Origin of the sequence: Nocardia sp. NPDC006982 (assembly GCF_042869435.1) — a bacterium.
GTDB lineage: Bacteria > Actinomycetota > Actinomycetes > Mycobacteriales > Mycobacteriaceae > Nocardia.
Genome location: NZ_JBIAFV010000021.1, coordinates 109,312 through 120,462, shown reverse-complemented (window position 1 = coordinate 120,462; position 11,151 = coordinate 109,312). Strand labels below are relative to the sequence as shown.

Below are 11,151 nucleotides of genomic sequence, written 5' to 3'. Positions count from 1 at the left end.
TCTTACGAGCGACGTTCGCGGCCCGTCTCGCGTCCGAGCCGTCGAAGCGCATGCGACGAAGTCGCGAGTCTCGACGGCTCGGACGCGAGACACCACGGGGCCGCGAACACGCGGCGCCGCAGGCGCCGCAAATCAAACACAGCCCAGCCCGTGTGTCCGGTGACGCGATGGGCGAAGATGGACGGGTGAGCTTCTGGCCAGCGCCCCATGTCGATGTCCCCGTGCACGCGACCGTGACCCTGCCCGGATCGAAATCGATCACGAATCGGGCCCTGATCCTGGCCGCACTCGCCGAGGGTCCCTCAACCATTTCCGGCGCGCTGCGCAGCCGCGACACCGAACTCATGATCGGCGCCCTGTGCGCATTGGGCGCACGGATCGAGGGCGACGCCGACACGCTGACCGTGACACCCGCGCCGCTGCACGGCGGCACCGTCGACTGCGGCCTGGCCGGCACCGTCATGCGGTTCCTGCCCCCGGTCGCGGCCCTGGCCACGGGCGATGTCGCCTTCGACGGTGACGAGCAGGCCCGGGTTCGTCCACTCGGCACCATCCTGGAAGCACTGCGCCGGATCGGCGCGGAAATCGAGGGCGACGCACTGCCGTTCACAGTGCACGGCAAGGGTGCGGTGCGCGGCGGCGCGGTCACCATCGATGCCTCCGGATCGTCCCAGTTCGTCTCCGGACTGCTGCTGTCGGCAGCCCGGTTCGACGAGGGCCTCGTGGTGCACCACAACGGCAAGGCACTCCCCTCGATGCCGCATATCGAGATGACAGTGGAGATGCTGCGGCGCGCCGAGGTCGCCGTCGATGCCCCGGCCGACAGCCGCAAGGCCCAGACCTGGACCGTCGCACCCGGCCCGATCCGCGCGGTGAATTGGGATGTGGAGCCGGATCTGTCCAATGCCACGCCCTTCCTCGCCGCGGCCGCCGTCACCGGTGGCGAGGTCCGCATCCCGCACTGGCCGCGCCTGACCACCCAGCCCGGTGATGTGATCCGGGAGATCCTGGTTCGGATGGGCGCCGAGGTCACCCGGTTCGACGGTGTGCTGACCGTGCGCGGCCCGGAGCGCCTGGCCGGTATCGATATCGATCTGCACGATGTCGGCGAGTTGACCCCGACCGTGGCCGCCCTTGCGGCACTTGCGGATTCACCGTCCTGGCTGCGCGGCATCGCCCATCTGCGCGGCCACGAGACCGATCGGCTCGCGGCCCTGTCCACCGAGATCAACCGGCTCGGCGGCAATGTCACCGAGACCGAGGACGGACTCGAGATCACCCCGGCCCCGCTGCACGGCGGCAACTGGCATTCCTATGCCGACCACCGAATGGCAACGGCCGGTGCGATTCTCGGACTCCGGGTGCCCGGCGTGGCGATCGAGGATATCGGCACCACGGCCAAGACGCTGCCCGGATTCGTCGGCCTGTGGGAGCAGATGCTCGATCCCACGCTCACCGATCAGGGAGCGGCCCGCTGAGACGACGCGATTATGACGAGTCGGATGTCCGGGTGCGCCCGGGCAAGTCCTCTCGTCCACGCACGAAAACCCGTCCGCAGCACAATGATGCGGAAGCGGCCATGGTCGTTTCGGTGGACCGCGGTCGCTGGGGTTGCGTGCTCGGCGGCGATCCGGACAAGCTGATCGTCGCCATGCGGGCCAGGGAACTGGGCCGCACCCCGATCGTCGTCGGCGATCAGGTCGACGTGGTCGGCGATCTGTCCGGCAGACCCGATACCCTGGCCCGCATCGTCCGCGTCGGGGAACGCCGAACCGTCCTGCGCCGCACCGCCGATGACACCGATCCGTTCGAACGGATCGTCGTCGGCAATGCCGAACAACTGTTCATCGTGGTCGCCCTCGCCGATCCGCCGCCGCGCACGGGTTTCGTCGAACGCGCCATGGTCGCCGCGTATGCCGGTGGACTGCAACCGATTCTGTGCCTGACCAAACACGATCTGGCCGCCGAATCCGAATTCGCCGCCGCCTTCGACGATCTCGACCTCATCATCATCTACGGCGGCATCGATGACCCCAGCGAACCGGTCCTCGATCTGCTCACCGACCGACTCACCGCCTTCATCGGCCACTCCGGTGTCGGCAAATCAACGCTGGTGAATCGCCTTGTGCCCGACGCGGATCGTGCGGTCGGTGAGGTCTCCGGCGCGGGCAAGGGCAAACACACCTCAACCCAATCCGTCGCCCTACCGCTCCCGCAGGGCGGCTGGGTCATCGACACACCCGGTGTCCGTTCCTTCGGACTGGCACACATCACGCCCGACGATGTCATCGCCGCCTTCACCGATCTGGCCGCCGCCATCGAGGATTGCCCCCGCGGCTGCACCCATCTCGGTCCCCCAGCGGACCCTGAATGCGCGCTGGATACCTTGCCCGGCAAGGAGCGCCGCGTCGCCGCGATCCGCCTCCTGCTGACCGCGTTGAACTCCAACGAATCCTGGTAGTCAGTGCCCGTCGGCCTGTTCAGGCGCGAAGGGCCATTCCTCGAATCGGTCACACAGACCGTCGGAGTCGAACCGCAATACCCACAGATCCCGCCAGCGCGACAACGTATCCCACCGATACTCCACGCCCACCCGCACCACGGCGGCCGAATCCTCTACCGCGACAACCTCGGCTGCCATCGTGAACGCCTCGTCCGGCCCACTGCGCTCGGCCTCCCAGAACACCTCGAGCGGTTCGAGGCCGACAATGGGTTCCGCCCACGGCGACACCAGATACTCGACATCGCGGGTGAACAGCTCCCCCAGCATCGCGGTTCCCGGCGCACGCCAGGCCCGTTCATAACCACCGACCCATTTCTCGACAGCGTCCCGGTCCACGCCTCGTAAGCTACTCCGCCGCACCACCCCTCGTGGCCGGTTCACCGACGACGAAGGCGCCCATGGACGCGAGTCCATGGGCGCCTTCGCGATCGATCAGTGCCGACGACGGGTCTTCGGTGCGCGCTTCGGTTTGGCCTGCGCGCGGGCCGCCTCGCGGCGCTCACGGCGAGTGCTGCCGTCGCCGTACTCCTCGGTGTCACTGTGGACCGCGGCGTGGCCGCCCTCGTCCGGCCCCGAATAGTGGAAGCCGTTGTTGGCCCGGGAATCGCCGATCCCCTTGGCGCGCAATGCCGCCGGTGCGCCATTGCCGACCGGCGCCTCCTGGGTGGGCAGTGGACGCGGCGCGGTGGCGCCGACCGGCGAGCGCAGGCCGGTATCGACCGCGACGCCCTCGGGCTGCGGTTGCTGCACCTCGACCTGCAGGTTGAACAGGAAGCCGACCGACTCCTCCTTCAGGCCCTCGAGCATCGCGGCGAACATGTCGAAGCCCTCGCGCTGGTATTCGACCAACGGATCGCGCTGCGCCATGGCACGCAGGCCGATGCCCTCCTTGAGGTAATCCATCTCGTAGAGGTGCTCGCGCCACTTGCGGTCCAGCACCGAAAGCAGCACCTGGCGTTCGAGATTGCGCATCGAACCCTCGCCCGCCAGACCGTCGATCTGCTGTTCGCGCTTCTCGTAGGCGTCGTGCGCGTCATCGAGCAGCGATTCGACCAGTTCGTCCTTGGTCAGATCGCCCGCCTCGCCGACACCGGTCTCACCGGTCAGCTCCTTGTAGTCCAGGCTCACCGGGTACAGCGTCTTCAGCGCGGTCCACAGCTTGTCCAGATCCCAGTCCTCGACATAACCCTCGGCGGTCGCGCCGTCGACATAGGCGGTGACCACGTCGGTGATCATCTCCTGGACCTGACCCTCCATATCCTCACCACGCAGGATCCGGTTGCGTTCGCCGTAGATGACGGTGCGCTGCTGGTTCATCACCTCGTCGTACTTGAGCACGTTCTTGCGGATCTCGAAGTTCTGCTGCTCGACCTGGGTCTGCGCGCTCTTGATGGCCTTGGAGACCATCTTCGCCTCGATCGGCACATCGTCGGGCAGGTTGAGCCTGGTCATGATGGCCTCGAGCGCGGCGCCGTTGAAGCGCCGCATCAACTCGTCACCCAGCGACAGGTAGAACCGGGACTCACCCGGGTCACCCTGACGGCCGGAACGACCGCGCAGCTGGTTATCGATACGCCGCGATTCGTGGCGCTCGGTGCCGAGCACGTACAGACCACCGGCATCGCGCACTGCGTCGGCATCCTCGGCGGTCTGCTCCTTGACCCGCTCCAGCGTCGGCAACCACGCGGCCTGGTACTCCTCCGGCGTCTCCACCGGATCCAGACCCTCCTTGCGCAGGATGATGTCGGTGATGATGTCCGGGTTACCGCCGAGCACGACGTCGGTACCACGACCGGCCATATTCGTCGCGACCGTGACCGCGCCCGGGCGACCGGCCTCGGCGATGATCTCGGCTTCCTTCTCGTGGAACTTCGCGTTCAGGACGTTGTGCGCGATGCCGCGCTTGGTGAACTGCTTGGACAGGTACTCCGAGCGCTCGACGCTGGTGGTACCGATCAGCACCGGCTGGCCCTTCTCGTGCCGTTCGGTGACATCGTCGACCACGGCCGAGAACTTCGCCTCTTCGGTCTTGTAGATCAGATCCGACTGGTCGGCGCGCACCATCGGCCGGTTGGTCGGAATCGGGACCACGCCGAGGTTGTAGATCTGGTGCAGCTCGGCGGCCTCGGTTTCGGCGGTACCGGTCATACCGGAAAGCTTGTCGTAGAGGCGGAAGTAGTTCTGCAGCGTGATGGTGGCCAGGGTCTGGTTCTCCGGCTGGATCTCGACGCCTTCCTTGGCCTCGATCGCCTGGTGCATGCCCTCGTTGTAGCGGCGCCCGACCAGGATGCGGCCGGTGAACTCGTCGACGATGATGACCTCGCCGTCGCGGACGATGTAGTCCTTGTCGCGGTGGTAGAGCTCCTTGGCCTTGATGGCGTTGTTCAGGTAGCTCACCAGCGGCGAATTGGCCGCCTCATAGAGGTTGTCGATGCCGAGCTGATCCTCGACGAACTCCACGCCCGCCTCGTGCACACCGATGGTGCGCTTCTTGATATCGACCTCGTAGTGCAGGTCCTTCTTCAACAGCGGTGCGATGCGGGCGAATTCGGCGTACCACTTCGAGGAGGCGTCGGCGGGGCCCGAGATGATCAGCGGGGTGCGGGCCTCGTCGATGAGGATGGAGTCGACCTCGTCGACCACGGCGAAGTTGTGCCCGCGCTGGACCAGATCGTCCAGCGAGTGGGTCATATTGTCGCGCAGGTAATCGAAGCCGAATTCGTTGTTGGTGCCGTAGGTGATGTCGGAGTTGTAGGACTCGCGACGCTCGGCCGGGGTCATACCGGACAGGATCACGCCGACGCTCAGCCCGAGGAAGCGGTGCACGCGGCCCATCCACTCGGCATCGCGCTTGGCCAGGTAGTCGTTGACCGTGACGACATGCACGCCGTCGCCGGAGATGGCGTTGAGGTAGGCGGGCAGCACACAGGTCAGGGTCTTGCCCTCACCGGTCTTCATCTCGGCGATATTGCCGAGGTGCAGCGCCGCGCCACCCATGATCTGCACCTTGTAGTGCTTCTGGTTCAGCACCCGCCAGGACGCCTCACGGGCCACCGCGAACGCCTCCAGGAGCAGATCGTCCAGCGTTTCGCCGTCGGCGTAGCGGTCCCTGAATTCGTCGGTCTTGGCACGCAGCTCGTGGTCGGTGAGCTCCTCGATCTCGGGCCCGAGCGCGAGGACCTCTTCCGCGAGGTGGGCGAGCCGCTTGACCGTGCGTCCCTCACCAATCCGTAGCAACCTCGTCAGTGTCAGCGCAGGCACGGGTCTCGTCAGTCCTCTGGTCGGTGTGTCAAATGTTCGGCCGTCATCCGGGGCGGGCAGTGTGCACATGGCCCCGCCGAGCACGGCGGAGTCCGCAGCACGCTTCATGGTAATGCGGCATCCATGTTAGCCGTAGCGACTACTTGCAGGTCGCTCGAAAGGGCCGGTGACGATGACCAGCGACATAGCGCCGCAGCCGCCGCTACCACCCAGGCGGCAGCCGTTTCTTTTCACCGTACCCGTGTGTCGGCGCTCGGATCGGCTGGGAATCCGACGGACCGGAACCTGTTTCAGCGCGGGTGTCATACGATGTAAGTCGTTCGTCGTGCCGGACGCCGCGAGCCCTGCCTACCAGGGACGACCCGTTATCCGACCGCACGTGACGACACCAAGGGGCAGCGCAGCTCAAAAGGCATCCGTTATGCGGCACCCCGATTAGTGTGTGCGAATCGAGTTCCTCCGGTCTCGAACCAATGCAGCCTTCCACGGAACCAGGCGTGGGTAAAGGGTTGCGCGAATATCGCTGGATATGCCACAGGGGGCAGGACGAACCGTTGTGGGCGACCACAATGGGCGATGAGACGGCTCGGGTGGGAGCCACATCGGAAGGAGCACCGGGCAGCGTGATCACGAGATTGACGCCGCAGGACGCGTCGTTCTATCAGCTCGAGTCGAGCAGCAATCCGATCCATATCGGCTCTCTCGCGATCGTCCGAGGTAGCGACTCTGCACAGGGGGAAACGGCACTCGACTACGACGGACTCGTCGATCTGGTGGAGAGCAGGCTTTCCCTGGTTCCCCGCTATCGCAGGAAGGTCCGCGAAGTCCCGTTCGCGCTCGGCCGCCCGGTCTGGGTCGAGGACAGCCATTTCGATATCACTTATCACATCCGCCGCTCCGCACTGCCCGAGCCGGGCAACGATTGCCAGCTGCACGATCTGGTTGCGCGGCTGGCTTCGCGACCGCTCGATCAGAGCCGCCCGCTGTGGGAGATGTATTTGATCGAGGGCCTGGCCGAGGGCCGGTCCGCGATCTTCACCAAAACCCATTCGGCGCTCGTCGACGGGGATACCGCACTCGAGATCGGGCACGTCATCCTCGATACCAGCGCATCACCGCGCGGTATCGCCGATGACGCCTGGGTGGCGCCGCGCGAACCCAACGAGATGGAACTGCTGATCGGCGCGCTCACCCACCTGGCCGCGCAGCCGCGCGAGGCGCTCGAGGTGGCGCGCGACGCGAGCGCGCACGCGTTCTCGGTGGTCGAGGCCGCGGGCAAGGCGGTGGATTCGATGGTTTCGGCCGTGCGTGCGGCCACCGTCGGCGCACCCGACAGCCCGCTCAATGCCAAGACCTCGCGCAACCGCCGCTTCGATGTGGTGCGCACGGATCTGGAGGACTACCGCAAGATCCGCAAGCGCTTCGAATGCTCGATCAATGATGCGATCCTGGCCGTCGTCACCGGGGCGCTGCGCAATTGGCTGCTCTCGCGCGGTGAGGCGCTCACCGAATCGACCGTGCTGCGCGCGGTGGTGCCCATGTCGGTCTATGTCGAAGGCATCGACGACCAGCTGAAACCGACCAGCGAGGTCTCCTCGTTCCTCATCGACCTGCCGGTGGGCGAACCGAATCCGGTGATGCGCCTATCGCATATCTCCCATGCCACCGAGGCCAACAGCAAGCACCGGCGCGGCGTGCGGGCGCGCACCCTGGTACACCTGGCCGGCTTCGCTCCGGCGAGCCTGCATGCGATGAGTGTGCGGGCGGCGAGTACGTTCGCAGAGCACACGTTCAATCTGGTGATCACCAACGCACCGGGTCCGCAGACCCCGATGTACATCGGCGGCGCGCGGATGCTGGAGATGTATCCGGTGTCGCCGCTGCTGCGCAACCAGGCCTCGAGCATCGGGATCACGTCCTATGACGGACGCGTCTTCTACGGACTCAACGCCGACCGCGACGCGATGGCCGATATCGGCGTGCTGGCCGCGTCGGTGCACGAGTCCATGGAGGAGATGCTCGGTGCCTGCGTCTGAGAACACCATGCGGGTCTATATCCCCGCCACCGTGCCGATGCTGCGCGAGCTCGTCGCGAACCGGGAACTGCGCCCGGCCGGCGGCACCGCCTTCGCGGTCACGCCGACACTGCGCGAGGCCTATGCCTCCGGGGACGACGAAGAATTGGCCGAGGTCGCGATGGCCGAGGCCGCGCGGGCCTCGCTGCGCCTGCTCGCCGCCGAGCGCGAGGAGGCCACCGAGGCGTCCGACGACGAGGACGGCGACGCCGACGACCCAGCCACCACCTACCACAGCCCGGTCTATCGCCGCGCGGTCATCGCCGCCGATGTGACCGGTGCGAAGCTGCGCCCGGACCTCGACGACGCGGTGGTGCGATTGGCCGGAACGATCGGCTACGACCGGATCGCCTCGGTGCACGTCGACCTGGCCGAGGCCGAACCCGAGGTGGCCAAGGCGGTCGATGTCGTCGATGCCGCCGACCTCGGCGACGCCGACGCCGAATTCGTGCTGGGTGATGCCGAGGACCATCAGCTGGCCTGGTATGCCGCCCAGGAGCTGCCGTTCCTGCTCGAATTACTGTGACCGACAGCCTGCACATCCCGCACTAACCTACGATGCCGTAACCTGGCTGCGAGGCGGCTTCACCGGTCGCTACGACAGGGAGACGAACGGCGGCAATGGTCTTGAAAAAAGCGGCAGTCTCGGTGCGCACGGTCCGGGAGTGGCTGGAGGCTCCGGCGGCGGAAGTCGCCGAACGCGGTGGACGGCTGAACGTACTGCGCGGCGCCGTCGCGCGCGTCACCACGCCACTGCTGCCCGACGACTATCTGCACCTGGCGAATCCATTGTGGTCAGCGCGTGAGCTGCGCGGCCGAATTGTCGAGGTGCGCAAGGAAACCGCCGATTCGGCCACCCTGGTCATCAAGCCGGGCTGGGGCTTCGACTGGAAATACGAGCCGGGTCAATACATCGGCATCGGCATTCTGGTCGACGGCCGCTGGCATTGGCGCTCGTACTCGCTGACCTGCCCGCCGAACTGGACCGATCCGGAACACCGCGGCAAGCGGCTGATCTCCATCGCGGTCAAGGCGATGCCCGAGGGTTTCCTGTCCAGCCACCTTGTCAGCGGTGTCGCTGCGGGCACCATCGTCCGGTTGGCCGCACCGCAGGGCGGTTTCGTGCTGCCGTCGCCGCCGCCGGAAAAGGTGCTGTTCCTCACCGCGGGCAGCGGTATCACCCCGGTCATGTCCATGCTGCGCGCGCTGGATCGCCGCGACATGGTCACCGATGTCGTACATGTGCACTCCGCGCGCACCCGCGACGATGTGATGTTCGGGGCCGAACTGCGCGATCTGCACGATCGCCGCCCCAGTTTCTCCTCGCAGCTGCACCTCACCGACGAGCAGGGCCGGTTCTCCCTCACCACACTCGACGAACACTTCCCGGATTGGCGCGAGCGCCAGACCTGGGCCTGTGGTCCGGCCGCGATGCTCGACGAGATCGAACAGCACTGGCGTGCGGCCGACATCAGCGACCGGCTGCATGTCGAGCGCTTCGAGATCGAGCGCTCCGCCGTCGGCGAGGGCGGCACGGTCACATTCGACAAGACCGGGCGCACCGTGGAGATCGACGGCGCTACCAGTCTGTTGGAAGCGGGCGAATCCGTCGGTGTGCAGATGCCGTTCGGCTGCCGGATGGGCATCTGCCAAACCTGTGTCGTCACACTGACTTCCGGACATGCCCGCGATCTGCGCAATGGTGACGAGCGCCGCGAGGGCGACAAGGTGCAGACCTGTATCTCGGCCGCGGCGGGCGACTGCGCACTCGACGTCTGAGACAGCGACACAGAACCGCCCTCGGGGGATCCGACAGGTACCCTCGAGGTACATCCAGTCAGGGAAAGGACCCCGGTGGCCATCACCGATATCAAGGCGTTCGCCCATCTCACGGCGGCCGACATCGAAACACTGGGGCAGGAACTCGATTCCATCCGGCGCTCCGTCGAGTTGTCCCGCGGCGAACGTGACGCCAAGTACATCCGGCGCACGATCGCGGCGCAGCGCGGGCTCGAAGTGCTCGCGCGCGGTGTGCTGTTCGGCAGCCGCAACCGGTGGGCCTGGCTGACGGGCACGGCTCTGCTGTCGGTCGCCAAGATCATCGAGAATATGGAGCTCGGGCACAACATCAGCCACGGGCAATGGGACTGGATGAACGATCCGGAAATCCACTCCAGCACCTGGGAGTGGGATATGACCGGGCCGTCGGTGCAGTGGCGGCGGGCGCACAACTATTCGCACCACACCTACACCAATGTGCTCGGCAAGGATGAGGACCTCGGCTTCGGCATCCTGCGGATGACCCGCGACGAGCAGTGGCGGCCGATCCATCTGATCCAGCCGCTGGCCAATATCCTGCTCGCGGCCACCTTTGAATGGGGTATCGCGCTACACGACTGGAGCATCGAGAAGGAGCTCGCCGGCACGCCGCGCAAGCAGCTGATGTCGGAGCCCAACAAGGACTTCGGTCGCAAGATCGGCCGCCAGGTGGCCAAGGACTTCCTGATCTACCCGGCGCTCACCGGACCGGCATTCAAGTCCACGCTGAAGGCGAATGCGACCGCCAACCTGGTGCGCAACCTGTGGGCCTACGCGGTGATCTTCTGCGGCCACTTCCCCGACGGCGCCGAGAAATTCACCATCGAACAGCTCGAGGGCGAGACCAGCGGCGAATGGTATCTGCGCCAGATGCTCGGCAGCGCCAACTTCAAGGCCGGACCCGCCATGGCCTTCATGAGCGGCAATCTCTGCTACCAGATCGAACATCACCTGTTCCCCGACCTGCCCAGCAACCGGTATCCGGAAATCGCCGAGCGGGTCCGCGAACTGTGCGACAAGTACGACCTGCCGTACACCACCGGCTCGCTCGGCAAGCAGTATCTGCTGGCCTTCCGGACCATCCACAAGCTCGCACTGCCGGACCGCTTCCTCAAGCGCACCGCCGACGACGCACCGGAGACCTCCTCGGAGCGCAAATTCGCCGGCGTCTCGCTGCCCGCCATGCCGTCGATGCCGAATGCCGAGCGCTGGGCCGACAAGTGGAACGAGACGCACTGGCTGCCCGTCGACCCCGAGACCGGTAAGCGTCGCGGCCTGCGTTCTGCACTGAACGAGGCCAAGGTGGTGTTGCGGGAAAAAGCTCGGCACGAGAAGGAAGTGCTGCGCGAGGCCAAGCTGGCGCTGCAGGAAAAGGCACGTCAGGAGAAGGCGACCCTGCAGCGAAAGGCCATGCGCGAGCGGGCGATCCGTCGCAGCCGACGCCAGCCATGACATAGCATCCCCCAGCCACGTTTGCAATGGGGGATTTGCCAC

General features: G+C 66.2%; 8 protein-coding genes. 6 read left to right on the top strand and 2 right to left on the bottom strand.

The features are described from left to right. Positions 1–167 precede the first annotated feature (167 nt). Both aroA and rsgA read left to right on the top strand, forming a co-directional pair. Entirely contained in the window at positions 168–1,478 is a 1,311-nt protein-coding gene (gene aroA / locus ACFYOW_RS43710) for a 3-phosphoshikimate 1-carboxyvinyltransferase (RefSeq protein WP_387297015.1), read from the top strand. After that, the gene (gene rsgA / locus ACFYOW_RS43705; protein WP_387297033.1) at positions 1,475–2,461 is read left to right on the top strand and encodes a ribosome small subunit-dependent GTPase A; all 987 of its coding nucleotides are present in this window, start codon (positions 1,475–1,477) and stop codon (positions 2,459–2,461) included. Before aroA ends, rsgA begins: the two co-directional genes overlap by 4 nt. Here the strand turns inward: rsgA and ACFYOW_RS43700 are convergent, their stop codons facing one another. Further along, entirely contained in the window at positions 2,462–2,839 is a 378-nt protein-coding gene (locus ACFYOW_RS43700; protein ID WP_387297013.1) for a nuclear transport factor 2 family protein, read from the bottom strand. A 96-nt stretch (positions 2,840–2,935) separates the two neighbouring features. Next, positions 2,936–5,764: a preprotein translocase subunit SecA gene (gene secA, locus ACFYOW_RS43695; RefSeq protein WP_387297011.1), complete on the bottom strand. Its 2,829-nt coding sequence runs from the start codon at positions 5,762–5,764 to the stop codon at positions 2,936–2,938. A gap of 623 nt (positions 5,765–6,387) precedes the next feature. On the opposite strand from secA, the gene ACFYOW_RS43690 reads away from it, so the two are divergent. The 4 genes from ACFYOW_RS43690 to ACFYOW_RS43675 all read left to right on the top strand — a co-directional run bounded on the left by ACFYOW_RS43690 (position 6,388) and on the right by ACFYOW_RS43675 (position 11,109). Further along, positions 6,388–7,800, top strand: a complete 1,413-nt coding sequence (locus ACFYOW_RS43690; protein ID WP_387297009.1) for a wax ester/triacylglycerol synthase family O-acyltransferase — start codon at positions 6,388–6,390, stop codon at positions 7,798–7,800. Positions 7,801–7,807: 7 nt separating this feature from the next. Continuing rightward, complete coding sequence (locus tag ACFYOW_RS43685) at positions 7,808–8,365, top strand: DUF6912 family protein (RefSeq protein WP_387297031.1); 558 nt, start codon at positions 7,808–7,810, stop codon at positions 8,363–8,365. Between the two features lie 95 nt (positions 8,366–8,460). After that, entirely contained in the window at positions 8,461–9,618 is a 1,158-nt protein-coding gene (locus ACFYOW_RS43680) for a ferredoxin reductase (protein WP_387297007.1), read from the top strand. A 75-nt stretch (positions 9,619–9,693) separates the two neighbouring features. Further along, positions 9,694–11,109, top strand: a complete 1,416-nt coding sequence (locus ACFYOW_RS43675) for a fatty acid desaturase family protein (RefSeq protein WP_387297005.1) — start codon at positions 9,694–9,696, stop codon at positions 11,107–11,109. Positions 11,110–11,151 lie beyond the last annotated feature (42 nt).

Coding starts and splice junctions, on each gene's coding strand:
- aroA (WP_387297015.1), top strand. CDS start 168: ATGGGCGAAGATGGACGGGTGAGCTTCTGGCCAGCGCCCCATGTCGAT.
- ACFYOW_RS43685 (WP_387297031.1), top strand. CDS start 7,808: ATGCGGGTCTATATCCCCGCCACCGTGCCGATGCTGCGCGAGCTCGTC.
- ACFYOW_RS43680 (WP_387297007.1), top strand. CDS start 8,461: ATGGTCTTGAAAAAAGCGGCAGTCTCGGTGCGCACGGTCCGGGAGTGG.